This is a genomic window from Streptomyces sp. R21, assembly GCF_041051975.1.
Taxonomy (GTDB): Bacteria; Actinomycetota; Actinomycetes; order Streptomycetales; family Streptomycetaceae; genus Streptomyces.
Map to the genome: position 1 here is coordinate 4,894,747 of NZ_CP163435.1, position 21,516 is coordinate 4,916,262.

General features: G+C 67.4%; 15 protein-coding genes, 1 tRNA gene and 2 pseudogenes. 9 read left to right on the plus strand and 9 right to left on the minus strand.

Features of this window, described 5'->3' with window-relative positions; all coding sequences use genetic code 11:
• Positions 1-10: 10 nt before the first annotated feature.
• Entirely contained in the window at positions 11-586 is a 576-nt protein-coding gene (gene dcd / locus AB5J56_RS21725) for a dCTP deaminase (RefSeq protein WP_356134908.1), read from the minus strand.
• Positions 587-1,130: 544 nt separating this feature from the next.
• Here dcd and AB5J56_RS21730 point away from each other — a divergent pair.
• A tRNA-Gly gene (locus AB5J56_RS21730) sits at positions 1,131-1,204 on the plus strand.
• A 306-nt stretch (positions 1,205-1,510) separates the two neighbouring features.
• Here the strand turns inward: AB5J56_RS21730 and AB5J56_RS21735 are convergent.
• Together AB5J56_RS21735 and AB5J56_RS21740 are read right to left on the minus strand one after the other, a co-directional pair.
• Positions 1,511-1,954, minus strand: a complete 444-nt coding sequence (locus tag AB5J56_RS21735; RefSeq protein WP_369234426.1) for a PIN domain-containing protein — start codon at positions 1,952-1,954, stop codon at positions 1,511-1,513.
• Positions 1,951-2,211, minus strand: a complete 261-nt coding sequence (locus AB5J56_RS21740; protein ID WP_369234427.1) for a CopG family transcriptional regulator — start codon at positions 2,209-2,211, stop codon at positions 1,951-1,953. The genes AB5J56_RS21735 and AB5J56_RS21740 overlap by 4 nt, the downstream gene beginning before the upstream one ends.
• Positions 2,212-2,660: 449 nt before the next feature.
• On the opposite strand from AB5J56_RS21740, the gene AB5J56_RS21745 reads away from it, so the two are divergent.
• From AB5J56_RS21745 to AB5J56_RS21755, 3 genes are all read left to right on the plus strand, one after another.
• Positions 2,661-4,181: a TerD family protein gene (locus AB5J56_RS21745; RefSeq protein ID WP_369234428.1), complete on the plus strand. Its 1,521-nt coding sequence runs from the start codon at positions 2,661-2,663 to the stop codon at positions 4,179-4,181.
• A 499-nt stretch (positions 4,182-4,680) separates the two neighbouring features.
• The gene (locus AB5J56_RS21750; protein WP_369234429.1) at positions 4,681-6,213 is read left to right on the plus strand and encodes a hypothetical protein; all 1,533 of its coding nucleotides are present in this window, start codon (positions 4,681-4,683) and stop codon (positions 6,211-6,213) included.
• Between the two features lie 25 nt (positions 6,214-6,238).
• Positions 6,239-6,634, plus strand: coding sequence for a hypothetical protein (locus AB5J56_RS21755; RefSeq protein WP_369234430.1), 396 nt, complete (start codon positions 6,239-6,241; stop codon positions 6,632-6,634).
• 54 nt (positions 6,635-6,688) lie between these two features.
• Here the strand turns inward: AB5J56_RS21755 and AB5J56_RS21760 are convergent.
• A pseudogene (locus tag AB5J56_RS21760) lies at positions 6,689-6,923 on the minus strand (flavoprotein); the annotation flags it as partial.
• 40 nt (positions 6,924-6,963) lie between these two features.
• On the opposite strand from AB5J56_RS21760, the gene AB5J56_RS21765 reads away from it, so the two are divergent.
• Positions 6,964-7,781, plus strand: a protein-coding gene (locus AB5J56_RS21765; protein WP_369234431.1) for an IS5 family transposase whose coding sequence is annotated in 2 segments (ribosomal slippage) — positions 6,964-7,306 and positions 7,306-7,781 — 819 coding nt in all. Because the reading frame shifts where the segments join, the coding sequence is not laid out codon by codon here.
• Between the two features lie 201 nt (positions 7,782-7,982).
• Here AB5J56_RS21765 and AB5J56_RS21770 read toward each other — a convergent pair.
• The 3 genes from AB5J56_RS21770 to AB5J56_RS21780 form a co-directional block, all read right to left on the minus strand.
• Complete coding sequence (locus AB5J56_RS21770) at positions 7,983-9,128, minus strand: HTTM domain-containing protein (protein ID WP_369234432.1); 1,146 nt, start codon at positions 9,126-9,128, stop codon at positions 7,983-7,985.
• Positions 9,118-9,696, minus strand: coding sequence for a DUF5819 family protein (locus AB5J56_RS21775; RefSeq protein WP_369234433.1), 579 nt, complete (start codon positions 9,694-9,696; stop codon positions 9,118-9,120). The genes AB5J56_RS21770 and AB5J56_RS21775 overlap by 11 nt, the downstream gene beginning before the upstream one ends.
• Positions 9,697-9,935: 239 nt before the next feature.
• The gene (locus AB5J56_RS21780) at positions 9,936-11,177 is read right to left on the minus strand and encodes an ice-binding family protein (protein WP_369234434.1); all 1,242 of its coding nucleotides are present in this window, start codon (positions 11,175-11,177) and stop codon (positions 9,936-9,938) included.
• Positions 11,178-11,963: 786 nt separating this feature from the next.
• On the opposite strand from AB5J56_RS21780, the gene AB5J56_RS21785 reads away from it, so the two are divergent.
• The 3 genes from AB5J56_RS21785 (at position 11,964) to AB5J56_RS21795 (ending at position 16,917) form a co-directional block, all read left to right on the plus strand.
• Positions 11,964-13,511, plus strand: a complete 1,548-nt coding sequence (locus AB5J56_RS21785; RefSeq protein WP_369234435.1) for a sigma-70 family RNA polymerase sigma factor — start codon at positions 11,964-11,966, stop codon at positions 13,509-13,511.
• Positions 13,512-13,945: 434 nt separating this feature from the next.
• On the plus strand, positions 13,946-16,330 hold the full coding sequence (locus AB5J56_RS21790) for a non-reducing end alpha-L-arabinofuranosidase family hydrolase (protein ID WP_369234436.1): 2,385 nt from the start codon (positions 13,946-13,948) through the stop codon (positions 16,328-16,330).
• 338 nt (positions 16,331-16,668) lie between these two features.
• Positions 16,669-16,917: a hypothetical protein gene (locus tag AB5J56_RS21795; RefSeq protein ID WP_369234437.1), complete on the plus strand. Its 249-nt coding sequence runs from the start codon at positions 16,669-16,671 to the stop codon at positions 16,915-16,917.
• Between the two features lie 40 nt (positions 16,918-16,957).
• On the opposite strand, the pseudogene AB5J56_RS21800 reads toward AB5J56_RS21795, so the two are convergent.
• A pseudogene (locus AB5J56_RS21800) lies at positions 16,958-17,050 on the minus strand (calcium-binding protein); the annotation flags it as partial.
• Between the two features lie 327 nt (positions 17,051-17,377).
• Here AB5J56_RS21800 and AB5J56_RS21805 point away from each other — a divergent pair.
• Positions 17,378-18,160 carry a polysaccharide deacetylase family protein gene (locus AB5J56_RS21805; RefSeq protein ID WP_369234438.1) on the plus strand — a complete coding sequence of 261 codons (783 nt, stop codon included), beginning with the start codon at positions 17,378-17,380 and terminating at the stop codon, positions 18,158-18,160.
• A gap of 113 nt (positions 18,161-18,273) precedes the next feature.
• On the opposite strand, the gene AB5J56_RS21810 is transcribed toward AB5J56_RS21805, so the two are convergent.
• On the minus strand, positions 18,274-21,276 hold the full coding sequence (locus tag AB5J56_RS21810; protein ID WP_369234439.1) for an RICIN domain-containing protein: 3,003 nt from the start codon (positions 21,274-21,276) through the stop codon (positions 18,274-18,276).
• Between the last annotated feature and the right edge of the window lie 240 nt (positions 21,277-21,516).

A 21,516-nucleotide genomic window follows, 5' to 3' on the forward strand; every position in this document is an offset into this window, starting at 1 on the left:
TCGCTCCCGCTCACACCTGGGTCCGATGGAAGTTGAGGAAGGACCGGGAGGCGGTCGGCCCGCGCTGGCCCTGGTAACGGGACCCGTACCGATCACTGCCGTACGGGAACTCGGCCGGCGAGCTGAGCCGGAACATGCACAGCTGCCCGATCTTCATGCCCGGCCAGAGCTTGATCGGGAGCGTCGCGAGGTTGGAGAGCTCCAGCGTGACGTGCCCGGAGAACCCGGGGTCGATGAACCCGGCGGTGGAGTGGGTGACGAGCCCGAGCCGCCCGAGGGAACTCTTGCCCTCGAGCCGGGACGCGAGATCGTCGGGCAACGAGATGACCTCGTACGTACTGGCGAGCACGAACTCCCCGGGGTGGAGGATGAACGGCTCGTCCCCCTCGGGTTCGACGAGCCGCGTCAGGTCGGCCTGCTCGACGGAGGGGTCGATGTGGGGGTAGCGGTGATTCTCGAACACCCGGAAGTAGCGGTCGAGCCGCACGTCGATGCTCGAGGGCTGCACCATGGATGCGTCGTACGGATCGATGCGGACCCGCCCGGCGTCGATCTCGGCCCGGATGTCCTTGTCTGAGAGAAGCACGCCCCGAGGATACGCAGAGCGCGCGGACCGACCACAATCGGTCGACCCGCGCGCGTCTTGTTCTTCGTGGTTCTTCGTACTGCTACCGGTTACCGCTTCTCCGACTAGCGCTTCTCCAAGGTCACCGGCACGACGTTCCGGAGCCGCGCGCAGCGTGGACACCGGATGAGCCGGCCGGGGCCGAGCCGGTCGGCCTGCTGCATCGGGAACGAAGCGGTGCTGAACACGTGCCCCTCGGCACAACGGACGACGGTGTGCTCCATCAAGTCCTCAGAGTCCCTTCCCCAAGAGCCTTCGTCTCACTTCATCTCACTGGCGTGAGTGACGACGAAAGCCACATTACGGGACGAAAGGAACGGTCCTCCAGGCGGCACTCCGACCACCCACGAACCCGCTCCCTCACCTCCACCGTACGCCCCAACTCCCGGCCCCCGCAGCCCCATCCACCCTCCCCAACGCACCCGGGCCCCGCGGCTTCGACGCCGGGGGCCTGGCATGAGGTAGAGTTATCGAGCATTCGACACCGGCTCGATCGGCGTCTTACGCGGGTGTAGTTTAGTGGTAGAACATCAGCTTCCCAAGCTGAGAGTGCGAGTTCGATTCTCGTCACCCGCTCCAGAGTGAAACCCCAGGTCAGCGGCCTGGGGTTTGTTTATTGGTGAGCCGTTTCGGCGGTTCGCCTGCGGCCCTGCGCCGGAAGATTGGGCACGCGGAGGGCACGAGCGCCTTGCGCGCAGCACGTTCCCGTCGCGGCGCGGCGCTTACCTGCGACTTCACGTCGACCATCGGGAGTTCGCACGGTCAGAGCGCTCATCCCGCCGTTCCGGAACGGCGCCGGACGCCACCCCACCCCGTGTCGCACTTCGACAGTTAGGGACACAAGTCCCCTGTAGGTACGGGCGCTTGGCCGCAGAGAATCTCGTATCAGAGCGGGAGGTCGTCGGGCAGCACCCGGAACGCTTTGTGGCGACCCAACGGACGTACGGCCCGGAAGTCCCGTCGGTCGAGGGTGAGGATCGCGTCGGTGTCATAGTCGGCGGCGAGCGCCACGTTCACCGCGTCGGCGAGGTCCAGGTCAAGCGCGCCGTAGCGGACTCGGACGGACTGCGCGGCGCCCAAATGGGCTTCCGTGATCTGAGGCATGGCGACCCGGCCCCGGCTCATCCAGCGCCGCAGGTCGTCGACCGCGCTGACGGCAGCTGCGCGCCCCAACTCACGTGTGGCCACGTGATCGAGTTCTGCCAACAGCAGAGGGGACATGACCAGGAGACCGGCCGCCATGATCGCCTCGTTCGCCGCTCCATGCTCCGGGTGCGTCGAGTCGAGTGCGGCGAGGAGGCCGGACGTGTCGGCGATGACGATGATCACGCGGCAGTTCCGGAGTCCGTCTCGCGGCCAACCGCGTCGGCGACCGCGTCACGGACCTCAGCCTTGGAAGGCGTACGCCCCGACCCCTCGAACGTCCGCGAGAAGAGCGGCTCATCCCAGACCCGGTTCGCCATGGCCGCGAGATGAATCCCCTGGCGGATGATCTCGGCCTCGCTTATGCCCCGCCGCTTGGCCGCCTCCTTGATGATCGCCAGGTCTTCGGGGTCGGCGTAGACGTTCGTGCGCTTCATAGACATGTACCAAGCATAGTCCATGTACAGGATTGATGTATGTCGTTGCCTTCCTCAGTTGCCGGGACTGCCGAGCTGTCCTCACAGGCCCTGTCACGGTGCCAGACTGATCCTGTGGAGAGGGGTACGTCATGGGGTTCGGCTTCCGTGTCGGTGTGCCTGGGATGAGTGTGCGTGTCTCCACGCGTGGGGTACGGACCTCGATCGGACCGCGCGCCGCAAGGCTCAGCGTGGGCAGTGGCGGTGCCAGGATGTCGACCGGGCTCGGCCCCTTCTACGCCTCAAGTTCCCTCAGCGGCAGCCGGCGGCCGACCAGCACACGCCGCACCACACGGTCCCGGACGGTCGCCCCGTCAGCCGCACAACTGGATCGAGCGCGCCGCCAGGCGGAACGGGCTCGGCAGGAGGCTGAGCGCAATGCCGCCATCGCTCAACTGAAGGAGTTACGGCGGCAGATGACCAGCGTCCATCTGGAGTCCTTCCCCAGAGCCCACCTGCCCGTAGTCCCAGACACTCCTCAATTGGGGTTGCCCTGGGCGCTTGCCGAGGCCCAGATGTTCCACCTTCAGGGCGTGGGACGGCTGGCTCGAACGGAGAGGGCTGCGGCCAGGCGGCGGGCAGAACAGGACGCGCCCACCTATCTGGCCGCGGAGACCGCGAGGCTGCGCGAAGTCCAACAGCGATTGGCGGACGAGGCCGAACGCTGGTGGCAGGCCCTGCTCGCCAACGACGAGGACACCGTCTGCGAGACGGTGAACACCGCCTTCTCCGACAACCCGGCCGCCGGCTGTGCCGTCGGCGTGGACGGCTCGGTGCTGTCCGTCGTCATGCGGCAACAAGACCTCGACACAATGCCCACCCAGACGCCCGGACTGACGCCCGGCGGACGCCCGACGCTGAAGAACCTCACCAAACGCGATCGCGTCCTGTGGTGGCTGACGTCCATGGGCTCCAACATCGTCGCCACGCTCAAGGAAGGCTTCGCCACCGCGCCCGCCATCACCGCCATCGACCTCGCCGTGCTGACCCGCTTGCCCGACACGCAGCGCCTGGGCTTCGTGGCCTACGGCCACTGGACACGCCAAGCCATCGAGTCCACGCCCTGGCGAGAGCCCGAGGACGCCCTGCGCTTCCTGGACATCGGCCAGGACGTCACCTGCTCCGTCACCACCACCACATCGGGCAACTTTTCCAGCGCGCTCAGGCCACTGAACATCACGCGCGTGCCCGGACTACAGGACCTACTGGACCACGCCCAGGACGAACCCGACACCGACGGGGCCTCCCTGGCCGACCTCGACACCACCCTCGGCTCCAACACCCCGACCGGCAGGCTAGCTCCCGTCCCTGATCCATTCTCGGTCAAGCCGTTCGCCGAGTGGAAGCAACAGACGCCGGCCGCCCAGCCCCCCATGCCTCGCACACCGCCAGAACCTCCGTCCGTACTCGTCCCCGGCCAGACAGTCGCGCTACCTGAGGACGCCTGGCAGGGGCTGCACATCGCCTTCAGCTTCGCCGGCGCAGATGCGGACCTCACCCTCTTCCTCATCGGAGCCGACGGACGAGTGGACTGTGACGCGCACTTCGTCTTCTACAACCACCCCTCCGCAGCCGACGGCGCGGTACGACTCCTGGGCAAGCAACAAGAAGGACCCCACACCGTCGAGCGTGGAGCCGTACACTTGGCCGCTCTTCCCGAACTGGTACAAAGCGTTGCCATAGCCATCAACACGGATGTCGAAACGGGGCTTACCTGCGGTTCCCTTACACACGCCGCCCTGTACATGGACTGTGTGACCGGGGCCGCCTGGACGTTCCAGCCTCCTGCCGACCCGCACATCCGAGCAATGGTCGTCGCCGAGCTATACAGACATACCGTCAACAGCCAACCGGTGTGGAAAGTACGTGCCATCGGCCAAGGCTGGGCAGACGGCCTCGAAGGTCTTGCCCGCGCCTATGGGGTCGACGTCGAGTAAACCTCGGGTCCAGTCCCGCGTACGCGCGCGCAATCACTCAGGCGACTTGGCGGCGCACGAGCCCGAGCAGCACAGGCCCGCGGCGCTGCCGCACAGCACACCGGCGCTCCGGTTCCAATGGACAGCAGCCGCCCCAGCCGCGCAAGCACGGCCACGCTCCCGGTGACGCCCAACGCCCGAGCTCCGACGGAACGTCACCTGCGCCGTCGGTAACCCCACAACGCGGAGGCGCCTTTCGGTCATTCTTCGATCCGAACGCCTCCGTGCGCAGCTTGTGCAGGTTTGCGCTATGGCAGCGCTTGCCTTGCCCAAGGACGATGCCCCTCTGTGTCCGCCGCGTTCAGATGTCGCGGCGGGCATCGGAGACACGGGGGTGGGGGACTTGTCCTACGCGGAGCACCAGTCGGTCTTTTCGGCACCCGCGGTGCCGTTGGGGACTGCGGCTGATGCGCGGGAAATGATCGGGCATGGGGCGTATACCGAGGGGGTCACCCGCCGATTGAGCGCTGCGACCTTCGCCCGTACGGACTGGCTGGCCGTGCTCCGCGCCGAACTGGCGCGGCTGTGGAAGGAGTTGAAGGCAGCCTTGCGGAAGCGGTTTCGCTGGCTCTTCCCTCCCAAGGAGGCGGAGAAGGCCCCTGGTCCCTCCGAGCCGGCCCCGCCCTCGGTCGTCGTCGGTGAGGACTATGCGGTCTGGGTTCGACGGAGGATCAAGAAGTCGAAGCGGCCTGTACCGATGTACGGCTTCCACCAGGAACCCGTGGTGGAAGCCTCTGATCACGCCATACGCCATATGCGCAAACGGCGCGTGGTCGTCGCTGGGGTGGTCGCGGTCGTCGTCTGGCAGGCCATCGCCAGCACTCTGACAGTGGGGTGGGCCGCCCTCACCCTGATCGTCGGGGTGTGGGGCGTGTACCTGGTCGAGCGCTACCTGGCACAGACACGCCTCAACGCCCTGTTGGCCGGTGAGCTGCACGCGGCTCCAAAAGCCGTTCAGGCCCACGCTTTGCCGTACCTCCGCGAGCGCCGCGACAGCGGCGACCGGGACCACTTTCTCGGAGCGGGCCTTCAGGCATGGCCGCCGGCGGTCATCGGCATCGACGTCGAGCCGGCCCCGGAGAACCAGGATGTCGGAGACGATGACACCGGGCTGCCTTCGGGACTCGGTTCGCCGGCACAACGCCCAGGTCAGCCCGACATTGCCGAGGTGGCAAAAGCCGTTCTGGACGCTCTGGCCCAGCACAACAAGCCGGTGGCCCGCAAGCCGCCGAAGCACTTCACCGTGGCCCAGCTGCACACTCACATCGCGCGCCGCCTGGACGACCCGGCACCCGCCCATCACCGCGATCACCCCATCCCGCGCATGGAGGTCACCGGCATCGCCGGCATCCACTACAAGCGCTGGGACCAGATCGACGACGACACCTGGCGCAGCCTTCACGCCCTCGCCGAGGACAACATCGGCCACAAGCCCGCCGAGGAGATCGCCCGCCGCTACATCTGGGCCCGGGTCACCGCCTGGAACGGTGATCTCATCGCCGCCGTCCTGGTCCACCTCGCCTACCAGGGCGGGTTTCTGCGCGTCACCGTCCGCCCGCACATCATGGGCCCGCTCAACCCGAAGGTGGCCGGTCTCAAGCCCGCCGACCCGCGGAGCCTCAGATGGATGGGCCGCACCGCGTTCAACGCCCTCGGCGACATCTACGTCGGAGCCGACCGGCTCATACGCCGCACGGCCCGCAGGCGCCCCGAACTCGACCCGGGCAGCGGACCGGTCAGCCTCCGCGAGGTCTACAGCGTCCGTTGGATAGAGGACATGCACACCAATGACGACGCCCGCTACTACGTGCAGATGATGCAGCGCCGCGTCTTCGACTCCACCGAGATCTTCCTGCGCGACCACAACGTCGACATCGCCGCATACCAGCAACAGGCCACCGCGATCTACAACTTCGGCGTCATGAACGGCGGCACCATGGCTGGCCCAGTACAAGCCACGCCGTTCTCTAACAACGCCACCATGACCAACTGACGCGCACCCCCATCAGGAGCCCCGCATGGCCGTCCGCCACCAGTCCGACCCGGTCCCCAACGGACCCAACTTCGGCATCATCAACAAAGGCAACATGACCGGACCCGCCCAAGCCGCAGCGTTCTCCCAGAACGCCAGCCAAACCAACAACATCACCAACGGAGCCGTCAACAAAGCCCGCGACAGCATCGACGACCTCCAACGGCGTCTGGAAGAACTACGCGGTCAGTACCCCGAGGTGGATGCCGCCCTGCGCGACCTCGCCATGATCGCCCCGCGCCTGGACGAACCCGAACGCGACCCCGGCACCCTGCGCTACATGCTCCAGAATCTCGTCGAACGCTGCGGCGGCTTCCCCAACCTCCTGGCCGCAGCCCAACTCGTGCAGTCCACTGTCATGGCACTGCTACCTGGATCCTGACCACCCCCGCTGAGGTTACCGAGCGAGCTGGGTCTCAAGGAGGTCCAGGGCTTCCTACCAGCGGAAGCAGTCCGCTCCGCCGCCAGCCTTGCACCGGTGGGGCTCGTAGCTGCCGATCAGAACGTCCATTTCCTGCAACCGTTCCAGACTGCCGGTACGCGAGGTAAGCGGCCTGGACCGAGTTCAGGTACGGCATCACGGCGACCGGCACGCCCATTGCGGGTGCCTAGTACGGGACGCCCAGCGCGAGATGGTCGGAGATCCAGGCAGCCCACTTGTTGCCGGTGTTAAGATCGTGTCCTACGTGGTGAGGCGGACGTTGACTCAACATGGGGCGGGGTACGTGGAGTTGGATCGTTCCGGACGGGCTGTGGGAGATCGCGAAGCCGTTGATCCCGCCGCCAAAGGTGCGGCCACAGGGCGGCGGAACGCAGGACACGCCTGATGAGACGCTGTTCGCGGCCATCATCTATGTACTGGTCAGCGGCTGCGCCTGGCGCCAACTGCCACCCTGCTTCGGCATATCCAAGTCGACCGCCCACCGCCGGTTCCTGATCTGGTCGAGAGCCGGCGTCTGGGGCCGCCTGCACGAAGCCGTGCTGCACTGCCTCGACGACGCCGGCCTCATCGACGTCACCCGCGTGGTCCTCGACACTGCCCATGTCCGGGCTAAAAAGGGGGCGAACACACAGGTCCAAGCCCCGTGGACCGGGGCAAGCCGGGTTCCAAGATGCACATCCTGTCGGACGCGAACGGACTGCCCCTCCTCGTCGGCATCTCGGCCGGCAACACCTACGACAGTGAAGGGCTGAAGCCCATGGTCGAGGGTCACCAAACGAGACACGACCTCTACCGAGGCCGGCACTTCAAACCCCAGCGTCTACACGCCGACAAAGCCTACGACCGGGCCGACCTGCGAAAATGGCTGCGCGGAAAGCGGATCGGCGTGCGCATCGCCCGCAAAGGCATCGAATCCAGCGAACGCTTAGGGCGTCGAAGGTGGGTGATCGAGCGCACGATGTCGTGGCTGTCCGGCTACCGCAGACTCAGCCCCCGCTACGAGCGCCATCCCCGCAACTACCTGGCCTTCCTCGGGCTTGCCGCCGCCCTCTGTTGCTACAAGCGACTCGTCCGCCTCACCACGTAGGACACGGTCTAAGAGCGGGAACAGTGGTGCAATCCGACCCGCACGGCCACCCCAGGAGAAGACATATACCCAGGTCAGAGGTAATAGGGCCCGCCCAAGCGCCGTCGCTTCCCAAGCTGAGAGTGCGAGTTCGATTCTCGTCACCCGCTCTTTTTGAAGCCCCAGGTCAGTGGCCTGGGGCTTCGGTGTTGTCTGAGATCTTCATGGTTTCAGGTCCGCCGAGCTCGACGGTGCGGACTGCGACGGCACGAGTGCTGGTTCTCCGCTCGGCGGAGCCGCCGTCTTCCAGGCGTCTGGCCGCCTGCTCGTGCGTGGCCACAGTCGTCCCAGTGACCGGTAGAAGCGGTCCGGCAGGAACACGGCGTCCGCGATGATCATCGCGCCGGAGAAGAGTGGCAGTCCCATGAGGACGGCGATGCCCATGTGCATGCCCAACAGCATGGTCAGGACCGGGTACTTGAGCCGTCCGAACAGGACGAACGGGAACGCGACCTGCAACAGCACTGTCAGGTAGCAGGCGATGGCGATCAGCATGTCGTGCTCGTCCGCCATGAGGGAGAGCTCGGGCCAGGGGCGGAACAGGTCCAGGTTCAGGACGTAGTGGAGGGCGGTGCCGTTGCCCCAGGCGCCGCCCTGCACCTTGTAGAGGCCCGCGGATCCGTAGAGGAAGCAGACCTGGGCCGCGATGACGAACATGCCGCAGTTGTGGAGTACTACCGTCAAGGTCCGGCGGGACGTGCCCAGTTGATGCCGGAGGCCGTCTGCTTCTGAGTCTGTGGAGCCGCTCTCCCTCTTCCCCGCCAAGGCTCGGAGACGGGTTCTGCGCGCGTCCAGGGACCAGCGTCGGCCGCACGCGGTGAGGACGAGGTACAGGGCCATGAGGAGGATGAGGTTGTCTCCGCCGTCGGTCATGAAGATCGCCCTGGCGTGGAACGACGCCACCACGACCGCGAACAGCACGGACACCACTCGGGTCCGCCAGCCCAGCGTGAACAGCGCGGAGGTGACGAGGGCCAGCACGTAGCAGGTCTCGAAGTACGCTCGGCTGTCGGACAGGGTGAGGATGCTGGCCCAACCCGTCTGGTCGAACAGCTGCCTGGCCAGCTCGGGCGTCCATGGCGAGCCGGGGCCCCAGATCTGGTCACGGTGCGGAAACTCGCGCAGCAGGAAGACGAGATAGAGCAGGCCGTATCCGATCCGGAGGACCGCCGCGGCATACAGCGAGACCGGCCGGTCGGTCACAGCGGTGAGCAACTCACCGATCCGCTCGGGTACATGGCGCGGCGCGCTCGCATCCGCCGCCTTGGGAGTACGCCGGCACGGCGCGAGCGACTGCTCAGTTTCCATGGGAGGCCACCTTCCACCAGGGCAGATACCGTTCGGCAGGCTTCGGCGCCGCGGCGGACGCGCCTGGGCCGCTCGCCGCGGCAGGCACGGCGATGGGCATGGTGATCACCCGCAGCTGGACGGACTCGAAGGTGCCGCCGCGGTGGTCGGCGATGCGGTCCGTCGCGATGTTGGTCAGGTACTGCTGCACCATCAACGCCCGCTCCGAGCGAGGCCGGTCGTCGCCGCCGTGGGTTTCGAGGTAGGAACTCCATGCCCGCCGCAGCATGTTCTGAGATGTGTGGCTCGGGAAGACGCTGTGCTTCACAGCGGAGTTGTCGACGGCAGTCAGGTCGAACCAGCCGCTCACCTGCACCGTGCCGTCCGGGGCGGTGTGCATGGTCCTCGCCGAGATCTGCCGGTTGACCGACTCCGGATTCGGTGCGAAGAGTCTCCAGTTCTGCTCGAACAGGGGGAAGACCCACGCATTGACCTGCCGGCTGTACTGCTGGGAGAGAGGGTTGGGGGGTGCCACGTGCAGGAACACGAGGAGGACATGGATCAGGGCCGTCGCCAGACACAGGGCCACGGCGGCGCTCGTCCCCGCTCTCAGGAGGATGGGCGGGATGGGCGGAGGCTGCGAAGGATCTTGGAGCGCAGGGATTTCCCCTCCCCGGGCCTTCTCCCTTGTCGGCTCGGGCCCAACGGGCCTTTCCATCCTGGCTTCTCTCACTGCTTCTCCTGAGATGTCGCCGGCGGCGCGCGACGGAACTGCCACGATCCGGCGCGCGCCACTGGTCCTGATTGCTCACATGGAGCCAGGTGGAGCTAGTCAGACTTCTCCTGGTGATCTTCGTGGCCGCTGCCGTAGCCCTCGGGCTTCCCACCGTGTCCGTAGCCCTCGGGCTTCCCACCGTGTCCGTAGCCCTCGGGCTTCCCACCGTGTCCGTAGCCCTCGGGCTTCCCACCGTGTCCGTGCCCCTCGGGCTTCCCACCATGGTCGTGACCGTTTCCACCGGTCGCGCCGCCGGTCTGGCCACCTGTCGCACCACCGGCGGTGCCGCCCGAGGTGGCACCCGCGACGAGGCCGCCCAGCGCGCCGCCGCTGGTTCCACCGGACGTCAGGACGCCGCCAAGAAGGCCGCCCAGCGCACCACCGGTTCCGCCACCCGTCGGTACGCCGCCGATGGCGCCGACCGTGGTGCTGCCTGTGGTGCCGGTCGTGGTGCCGGTCGTGGTGTCACCTGTTGTGGCACCGGCGATCACACCACCGGTGACCAGACCACCCGTGGTCCCACCGGTGCCTCCGGCCGCGCACGGCCCCAGGAAGATCCTGTTGGTGTCCAGCGTCACGGCGCCGTTACCGGTGCCGCCCGCATCGGCCAGCAGTCGGCCGTTGATGGTCGCCCCCGTGGTGGCACTGATCGAGGTGTTGGCCAGGATGGTGCCAGCGAACGAGGTGTGGGTACCGAGCGTGGCCGAACTGCCCACCTGCCAGAACACATTGCACGGCGAGGCGCCGTTGACGAAGGTCACCGTGCTGTTCTCGGCTGCCGTCTTCAGAGTCGAACCGATCTGGAACACCCAGACGGCATTGGGGTTGCCCTGGGCGTCCAGGGTGAGTGTGCCGGTGATCTGTGCGCTGCTGTTCGCCCTGTAGAGGCCCGGCGTCAGCACCTGGCCGCCGAACTCGTGGGGAGCGTCGTTGTACACCACGGGGTCCAGCGACTGTCCGGCGGCCTGGTTGTACGCCGTGGTCAGCTGGGTCTTGGCCAGGCCCGCGTGGGCATCGGCAGCGTGCAGAGTCCCGGGCGGGGTCACAATGCCGGGCGGGAACCCGGTGATGGCCGTACCAGGGCTCACACCGACGTTGAGACCGTTGACCACCGTCGGGCCGGTGTTGGTGACCGTCGCACCACCCAGTACGCCGTAGGTGGCCAGCGTCGTACCGATTGGCACGGGGGTGGCAATGGCATTTGCGCGTGTCGGCGTCATCGCGACGACGACAGCGGCGATCACCACGGCCATCACCGCCGCGGTCCAGGCCGACATGGTTCGTCGTAGAGGCACGTCAGGGATATTCAGCGTCATCGAGGGGCCAACTCCTTGGTGCGGATGGTCTTGGCGGTTCCCGCTCGCACAGAATCGCCTGCTTTCTGGCGTTGGCATATTACTGAGGCGCGTGCCGGTCAACGATTCATTCGAGCACTTTCTCCGGAATCGCTGAATGGACCACGAAATACATAGGAATACTTAATGGGCCGGGTGGTTCTGAAATCGGAACCATCGACAGAGAGGACCATCCGGCCCAGTCGACGGGACGGAAGACCATCACCGGAAGATCGCACGCGCCTCATGGAGGGCGTCCGCTCCTATCGATATCGACCCGGGTCGAGGAAACTTGACAATTCTGGTATCCGCGACAAGGATCCAGCCCGCCACCTTGGCCTATCCGATGCGAGAGGGATTGATCGTCGTCGTCGGGCCACGGGCGATAGACCCCGCACGGCCAGACCGAAACACCACGGCATTCGGTGCCCGGTAGGCCGCGGGAAGAGTGCGTTCGAGGCATCGCTCGGGACATTTCCGAGCTGCACTGTCCGCAATAATATTGACTGTGGGTCGGTTCACTCTCACGTGCAACCGCCCGGAAGGGTGACTCCGGCGTGTTTGCGCCGCAGTCGTTTTCCCCGCCCTCGGAGATACAGCCCAGGAGACGTCGGCGCTCGACCGTGGAGCAGACCCGTAGATGGGAAAAGCCGCATGCCGACCGACCACCCGGCCTGGCCGCATACATGTGCCGACGTTAAGGTGTGGCGCCGTACTCGGCAGATCGGTCCCCTGAGGGAGGTGGGAATGAGGCTCATGGATGCGAACCACGCGGAGCTGGTTGTCGCGGCGCAGGCCGGTGACGATCGGGCGCGCGAGGAGCTGATCGCCGCGTACCTGCCGTTGCTCTACAACATCGTCGGGCGAGCGCTGAGCGGACATGCCGACGTCGACGACGTCGTCCAGGAAACCCTGCTGCGCGTGGTGCGCGACCTGCCTGCCCTGCGTTCCCCCGAGAGCTTCCGGTCCTGGCTGGTGGCGATCACGCTCCGCCAGATCAATACCCACTGGCACCGGCAACGCGCCTTCGCCGGCCGGACCACGGTCATCGACGAGGCACGCCAGATACCCGACGCCGGCGCCGAACCCGAGGACATGACGATCCTGCGTCTGCATGTGTCGGACGAGCGCCGTCAGGTCGTCGAGGCCGGCCGGTGGCTCGACCCGGACCACCGGGTGCTGCTGTCGCTGTGGTGGCAGGAATGCGCCGGCTCGCTGAGCCGTGACGACATCGCCGCCGCGACCGGGCTCACGGTCGCCCACGTCGGAGTGAGCCTGCAACGCATGCGCGAGCAGCTGGAACTGAGCCGGACGATCGTCGCCGCGCTGGAGGCCGAGCCGCGCTGTCCGCAGTTGGACGAGTCCGTCGTCGGCTGGGACGGACTCCGCACATCGGTGTGGCGCAAGCGGATCGCGCGGCACACCCGCGACTGCCCGGTCTGCACGGCGACGACGACAGAACGGGTTCCGGCCGACCTCCTGCTCCTCAGCCTCGCGCCGCTGGCGGTCCCGGCCGGGCTCATCGCCGCGCTGGCCGCCAAGGGCCTGCTGTCGGGTACGGCCGTGAGCGCCGCCGGGCTGGCCACGGCACATGTCGGCTTCGGCACGGCGGCGTCGGGGGGAGGCGGTCTGCACAGCTCGCTGCTCGGCAAGCTCTCCGCGGTGACCGCTCATCCGCTGGTGAGCCTCACCACGGGCGCGGTGCTCATCGCCGGAACCGCCACCTACGCGGCCTGGCCCGAACCGGCTCATCGGACGCCCGGCGTCACCGCCGCTCCCACGGCCGGCACTCCCACGCCGACTCCGTCACGCCCCACGTCCCGACCGTCCCCGGTGAGTCCGTCCGCCGTCGCGGGCACTGTTCCGCTGGGCGCACAGTCACTGGAGTCCGTCGACGAGCCCGCCCTGTACGTCACGTATGCCGGCGACTTCGCGACGCTCGGCCGGGTCTCCGCGTCCGGCAGCGCGCTGACACGGCAGCGGGCCACCTTCACGGTCATCCGGGGACTGGCCGACACACGGTGCGTCACCTTCCGTGCCACCGACGGCCGCTATCTGCGCCATCGTGACCTGCGGCTACGGCTGAGCGCCGACGACGGCAGCGAACTGTTCCGTGAAGACGCCACCTTCTGTCCGCGCCCTGGGGCGGTCGCCGGGTCGGTGACCCTGCACGCGCACAACTATCCCGGGTCGGTCCTCCGCCACCGCGACGGTGGCATCCGGCTCGATGGCTCCGACGGCACTCGGGCCTTCGCCGGCCAGGCTTCCTTCATCGTGCGCAGGGCCCGGGCTTGAGAACCGCCCTCTGAGCATTCCGGACCGAGTCGCGCATCGACGGCTGCCTCGCCGAGACCGGTCTGCAGGCAGATCACCGCAACCGCAACCCCCACCGCCACCGCCACCACTCCAAAGCCCTTCACCAGTGATCTGGGCGGCGCGCCCCTTCCACAGGGACGGCCGGACCGCGGGGCTTGGCATAACGCTTTTTGCCTGCGAGATGCATCACTGAGCAATCGTCAGGACAGCGCGACTTTTCTGTTACGAGACCGCGAGTTCGGAGGCCTCCACTTCGGGGAGTGCCCTTCCCGCCGCTCACCACGACGTGCCGGCGTGGCCGGGTCCCCGACTCCCCCGTTGACGTATCCCCTGATGAAAGCCCCTCCCATGACGCGACACACCCACGAACCGATCAGCGCACCCAGAGTGACCCGCGACCTCCGAGGAGAATCATGAAGGGCCTGCACCGGCTCGGCCGGCGTCGCCGAACACTGGCGATAGGGCTGTCGGCGGCGGCGGTGGTGGCCGGTGTAGTGACGCTCCTCCCCAGCTCCGCCGGAGCCGCGACCCTGGGTACGCAGGCGGCCCCCTCGGGCAGGTACTTCGGCACCGCTGTGGCCGCCGGAAGGCTCGGCGACTCGACGTACTCCACGATCTTGGACCGGGAATTCAACATGATCACCCCGGAGAACGAGATGAAGTGGGACACCACCGAACCGTCCCGCGGCAACTTCAACTTCGGTCCCGGCGACCAGATCGTCAACCACGCCACCGCGCACGGGCAGCGGATGCGCGGCCACACGCTGGTCTGGCACTCCCAACTGCCCGGCTGGGTCAGCTCCATCGGCGACGCGAACACCCTGCGCAGCGTGATGAAGAACCACATCACCACGGAGATGAACCACTACAAGGGCAAGATCTACGCCTGGGACGTGGTCAACGAGGCCTTCGCCGACGGCGGCAGCGGCCAGCACCGCAGTTCGGTGTTCCAGAACGTGCTCGGCAACGGCTTCATCGAGGAGGCGTTCCGCACCGCCCGGGCCGCCGACTCCTCGGCCAAGCTCTGCTACAACGACTACAACATCGAGAACTGGACCGACGCCAAGACCCAGGGCGTCTACAACATGGTCAAGGACTTCAAGGCGCGCGGCGTGCCCATCGACTGCGTCGGGTTCCAGAGCCACTTCGGCGCCGGCGGCCCACCGTCCAGCTTCCAGACCACCTTGTCCAACTTCGCCGCCCTGGGCGTCGACGTCCAGGTCACCGAACTGGACATCGCCCAGGCGTCGTCCACCCACTACGCCAACGCGGTCAACGCCTGTCTGTCCGTGGCCCGGTGCACCGGCCTCACGGTATGGGGCATCCGTGACAGCGATTCCTGGCGCAGCAGCGACAGCCCCCTGCTGTTCGACAACAACGGCAACCCCAAGGCTGCCTACACCGCAGTCATGAACGCCCTCAAGTCCGCTCCCGGTACCGACACGGGCGGGACGACGACCACGGGCGGGACCGGTACCGGGGCGATCAAGGGCGTCGCCTCCGGTCGTTGTATCGACATCAACGGCTCCACCACCGTCAACGGCACCCAGGCGCAGCTGTGGGACTGCAACGGACAGACCAACCAGCGCTGGACCCACACCTCCGGCAAGCAGCTGATGATCTACGGCAACAAGTGCCTGGAGGCCAAGGGCACCGGCAACGACACCGCGGTGGTCATCGGGGACTGCGACGGCGGCGCCAGCCAGCAGTGGAACATCAACACCAACGGCACGATCGCCGGCGTCCAGTCCGGGCGGTGCCTCGACGCCGTCGGCGCGGGCACCACCAACGGCACGAAGATCCAGCTGTACTCCTGCTGGTCCGGCAGCAACCAGAAGTGGACCGGCCTGTCAGGGACGTCGACATCGACCCCGACGCCGACAGCGACCGGCGGCGCGTGTGCTCTTCCGTCGACGTACCGGTGGACGTCGACGGGCGCGTTGGCGCAGCCCGCGAACGGGTGGGCCTCGCTGAAGGACTTCACCAGCGTGGTGTACAACGGCAAGCACCTGGTCTACGGAACGAACTATTCGGGCTCGTCCTACGGCTCGATGGCGTTCCGCCCCTTCACGGACTGGTCGGACATGGCGTCGGCCGGCCAGACCGGGATGAGCCAGTCCACGGTGGCGCCCACGCTGTTCTACTTCGCACCCAAGAAGATCTGGGTGCTGGCGTCCCAGTGGGGTGCGTCGCCCTTCGTCTACCGCACGTCGAGCGACCCCACCAACCCCAACGGCTGGTCCTCGCCGCAGACGCTGTTCACCGGCAGCATCCCGGGCGCCGCCCCGATCGACCAGACCCTGATCGCCGACGACCAGAACATGTACCTGTTCTTCGCCGGTGACAACGGCAAGATCTACCGGGCGAGCATGCCGATCGGGAACTTCCCGGGCAACTTCGGCTCGTCGTACACGACGGTCATGAGCGACACGGTGAAGAACCTGTTCGAGGCACCGCAGGTCTACAAGGTCAAGGGGCAGAACCAGTACCTCATGATCGTTGAGGCTCGGGGTGCGACTGAGCAGCGCTACTTCCGCTCGTTCACCGCCACCAGCCTGAACGGTTCGTGGACCCCGCAGGCCGCCAGCGAGAGCAACCCCTTCGCGGGCAAGGCCAACAGCGGTGCCACCTGGACCAACGACATCAGCCACGGTGATCTGGTCCGCAACAACCCCGACCAGACCATGACCATCGACCCCTGCAACCTGCAGTTCCTCTACCAGGGCAAGTCCCCCACCGCGAGCGACCCCTACGACAAACTGCCGTACCGGCCGGGAGTCCTCACCCTGCAGCGCTGACCTGCTCGATCCACGGTGATCGCGATTCGGGGCGGCCGGCCGACGCGGAGACGAGCGCTTCACGGCGTGGGCAACTCCACCGGCTGACCGATACTCACCGCCTCAAGGAACCCCAGCCGCGTCGGCTGGGGTTCCTCTCTTCTGTGGCGCGGCGTGCGGTGGAGTCCGAGGCCGCAGTGCCGAGCAGGGCGGTGTGGTGGACCTGCACCTGCTCCGGTTCAGCCGCATGCTCGGCCAACCCGGTTCCTGAACAGGACGGCCGTGTGAGGCTCTTGACGAGTTCGCGTCCACCATGAGTAGATCGCGCGAACCAGCGTGATCATTTCAAGGAGCAGTTCGTGATCTTGCTTGCTGCCGCGCACCAGGCGAACCAGGGCATCGGATATCTGATCACTGCTCTGGCCGGCTTCTGGAGCGCGTCGGTCATCTTCAGGCTTCGTCGCAAGAAGATGACCGGGAGCGAGCCGGCCGTGGCTGCCTCCCCTGCCCGAGTGCTCTCGCTCACGATCGCCGCCTGGCTGGTCGTGGCACTGAGCCTCTTCCTGGTTGTTGCCGCCGTCCTTTTCCTTGCCGTCGGCCCCATGTAGCCGCCGTCGGTACGGGAGTGCCCGACCGACACCGTCCCCGCTACTTCACGTCGATGAAGTCGCCCGTGGCCTTGGCGGCGGGCGTGGTGCTCGTGCCCGTGAAGTAGTAGCGCCAGAAGCCGTCGGTGGAGGCGTCTGCCCGGAGGCCATGCCGGCCGGGTCGGAGGCCGTGAACGTGGCCTTGAAGGTCACCTTGTTCGTCGTGCGGACGGCGACCCTCACCCTTCCGGAGGCCTGCTCCCGCCAACGCCAAGGGCGTCGAGCGGCAGGTCAGCCCGTAGATCTCGGCTCCGACGGGCCACCGTCGCGGGCGCGCGCGCACGGCCGCGATTCCCGTGAACTTCCCCGGAATTGTCCGTGATCGGTAACAAACGCATCCTGCGGCCGCTGTTCCCCGTCCTCCCAGGTGGTCGGGAGATGGCCGAGGGGTCGGCGGAGAACTGCGGGAAGCGGGGCGGACATGGCGCGGCACGGTGGTGGGCGGGGCTGGCACGGCAAGGTGTTCGGGGCGGCGCTCGGGGTGACGTTGCTGGCCGTGGGTGCCTCGGTGTGGACCGCGCAGGCCGACGCCGTGGACCGCTCGTCGCCTCGGGCGGTCGCGTCGCCCGCGTCGGGCGCCGCGGGCGGTGGTGTCAAGCCGGTGGCGGTGACCATCGTGCACGCCTCGGACAAGGGCTCGCGCGGCGTCAACATCACCATCGACGACGGCCCGGACCCCGCGTGGACCCCTCAAGTGCTCGACGTACTGCGGCAGTACGGAGTGAAGGCCACGTTCTGCATGGTGGGGACGCAGGCGCAGGCCCACCCGGACCTCGTGAAGAAGGTGGTCGCGGCCGGGCACCGGCTGTGCGACCACTCGGTGTCGCACGACACCACCATGGACAAGAAGTCCCAGGCCTACCAGTCGCAGCAGATCCTCGACGCCGAACGCATGATCACCGAGGCGTCCGGTGGCGTACGGCCGATGTACTACCGCGCGCCCGGCGGAGCCTTCACCCCCTACAGCCGCAAACTCGCCGCCTCCCGGGGCATGCGCCCGCTGGGCTGGAACGTCGACACCAAGGACTTCGAGCGGCCGGGCACGGACGCCGTCGTCGCCACCGTCCAGCGGGAGTTGTCCAACGGGCCGACTCTCCTCTTCCACGACGCGGGCGGCGACCGCTCCCAGACCGTCGAGGCGCTGCGCCGGATCCTCCCCTGGCTCAAGCAGCAGGGCTACTCCTTCGGCTTCCCGGTCCGCTGAACCCCTGGTTGCCGTACGACGGCGGCGACGCAGACGTGCGGTCGGCCGGGTGCCCGGCCGACCGCACGTCGGATTCCGCAGCCGTCAGGATGCGGGTGATGGTCGGGAACGGATCACGCCGGTACCAGCTGCCATTGCTGGTTGGCGCCGCCGCTGGATGTGTACTGCACGACCTTTGCGCCGTCGGTGGCGTCCCAGTTGTAGTCGTCCGCCGCAAGCCCGCTGTCGTGGCTGACGATGGTGAAGTACCCGTCGGCGTTGGGCCGCAGGTACCACTGCTGGTTGGTGCCGCCGCTGGGTGTCCACTGCTGAAGCTGGAGCCCGACGGTCGAGGAGTAGCCGTCGACGTCGAGCGCCTTGCCGCTGCTGACGTAGGTCAGCGTGTACGCGCCCCCGGGGGCGGTGTCGATGGTCCAGGCGCCGCCGTCCGACTTCTGGACGATCTTCGCGCCGTCCGCGGTCGACCCGCCGGCCACGGCGAGCGGCTTGCCGCTGTTGCGGTTGACGACGCGGTAGTTCGTGCCCGCCTTGGGTTGGCCTGTGATCTCGAAGCGGTCGACGGTGGCCCAGTCGTGCGTGGCGGCGGACCGTTGGGTACCGGTGACGCGCACCCGGATCGTGTGCGTGCCGGAGGCGAGCCGGGGGCTGCTCCACACCGCGACGTCGCCGGTGCGCGCCGCCGAGTACTCGTCGACCAGCGCCTCGGTCCCGCCGTCGACGGAGACGCCCACGATGCCGTGGCTGGGCGCGGTCACGGCGTGCAGCGTGACGCCGGTGCCGACGAAGCTCAGCGTCGACGTGTCGCCCGTGGTGTCACTGTAGGAGTTCGTGCCGGCGTACGGACCGCTCTCGTCGCTCGCGTGACTCCAACTGCCGTTGTACGTCACCGCGGTGGCGGCGTCGTCCACATTGGTCGCCGGGTTGCCCAGGTTGAGGTACTCGACCGAGTCGGTGAACGTGGTGCTGCCCGACTTCGTGGTCGACAGCACCAGGTACACGCGTGAACCACTGGCCGGCGTGGTGAACGAGATCGGCTGGGTGACCCGGGAGCCGAGCGGGATGGTGAGGGGTTCGCTTCCCGACGCGATGACCGTGCCGTCGGGCCGGTCGAGTCGCGCCGTCCAGTTGAGGCCGACGGAGGTGTTGCTGAAGTCGTCGTTGAAGACGGTGATGTTCCGGGTGACGGCCTTGTTGTAGGCGTACGTGTCCACCGCCGCCGGGAGCGGGAAGGTGCCGTCCTTGTCGGACTGGCCGGAGGCCGACCAGTAGGGCAGGTCGATCGCGGCGACCGGGTTGAACGCGGCCTGGATCCGCTGGATCTGCGGGTTGCTCCACGGGGCGGACAGGTTGTCCTCGCCGTAGACGGGGTGGCCGCCCTCCTCGGGGACGAAGTCGGTGCTCTTCACGCCGGGTACGAAACTCGCCCAGCCGGACAGCAGCGTGTAGGGGCGCAGGTCGCTGGCGTCCTTGGCGCGCTTGGCCGCCGTCGTGGTGGCGAACCACTCGAAGCCCTGCTTGGTGTTGGAGGCGTTCCAGACGTACTCGCCCTCACCGTCGGGCCGGCCGGTCAGGGAGGTGCGCGCCTCTCCGTACTTGCCGATGCCGTCGAGGTAGTGCGAGAAGACGGCGAAGTTGCCGTTCAGCATGTTGGGGTACGGGTTGGTGTTCCAGGCGGTGTCGACGCTGACCGGCCGGGTGCCGTCGTTGCCGTTCATCGCCGCGTACAGGTCCTTCTCGAAGGACTCGGAGTCGAAGCTGCTGAGGTCCGCCTCGTTGCTCTGGCTCCAGCGGATGATCGCGGGGTGGTTGCGGTCACGCAGGGTCAACGCCTTGGCGTGGTTGACCATGTTGTCGTGCCCGGCGACGAAGTCCTGGCAGCTGCAGGTGCCACGGATGGCGGTCTCGTCGATGACCATCAGGCCCATCTCGTCCGCCACGTCGAGCATGTACGGGCTGGCCGGCTCCTGGTGGATACGGACCACGTTGTAGTTGAGCCGCTGGTAGTTGTCGACCGCCTGCGGCCAGCCGCCGTTGCCCGTGGACGGCGGGAGGAAGCCGGGCAGGGTGTCATAGGCGTCGCCCTTGCCGCCGTTGTTGATCCGGTCGTAGTCGGCGCCCTGCAGGCTGTCACCGCGGAAGTTCACGCGGACGCCGTTGAGGTTGTAGTACTCGCCGTTCTGGGTGGTCTCCCGGAACCCGAACCGGTAGGTGGCGTCGCTGGTGCGGCCGTCGTCGGTGGACGCGTGCACCGCCAGGTTGTGCAACTGGGCGCGATACCCGGCACGGTAGGGCACGTTCGGCCACCAGTAGGAGGCCGAGCCGAGGTTCCACGCCACCGGGCCGACCGTCACCTTGGCGGTCGAGTGGGCGGCCACGGCGACCGTACGACTGGGCAGCGCGGGGTAGTTGAACGACCCGCCGTTGTCCGAGGCGAGCGAGCCGGTCAGCGTCACCGACCGCGAGCTGCCGGAGGTGTTCGTCACGGACACGTCATAGGTGAGGGTCTTGTCGGCCACCGAGGTGCGCACGAACGTGTCGCTGACGTACACCGCCGGGTACACGCGCAGGAATGCCGAGCGGTAGATGCCCTGAGGGATCGCCTCTGACCAGTCGGCGGCGTCCGGAACCACGGTCTTGTTCGCGTTCGTCAGGGCGTAGCGGCCCTTCACGTTCACGCTGATCGTGTGGGTGGTGCCGGGGGCGGCGAAGGAGGATATGTCGAACTTCGACGACGTGAAGGAGGTGGTCTGGGTGGCGACCACCTGCCCGTCCACCGACAGCGTCGCCTGATGGTTCACCGCGCCGAACTCGATCCATACCGACTGCGGTTGCCCCGTGTCCGGCACGGTCACGGTGCGCGAGTACGTCGCCTCGTTCACGTCGGTGAAGCCCTGCTTGTACCAGCCGCCGCCGGGCACGGTGATCGACGTCGCCGCGCGGCCCTTCGGCGTGAAGCCCCATGTTCCGGCCAGGTCGACCGACCTGATCGCGGCGTTGCCCGCGGTTGACCCGTTGATGTCCGACGCCTTCGTGGCGGACGCCGGTACCGGTGCGGCGGAAGCCGGTGACGGCGCCGCCAGAACCGCGGCGAGCAGCGTCCCGACGGTGACAAACAACTGTGCAAAACGTCGCCGGTACGGCGGCGGTCTGTGCTGATACATGATCACCTCTCGGTGTTCGGATTCGGAAGACGTGCCGACACCGGCAGTTCACGTCGCCGCACAGGGCGCCCCTTACGGAGTGTCGTCACACTGCGTTCACGTGCTTGAGGAGACGGTGCCCACGGGGAGGAAATCGGCCCACGCGTGATCACCTACGCCTTTCACAGTCGTCAACCCGGTCGCCGCACCCGGCGC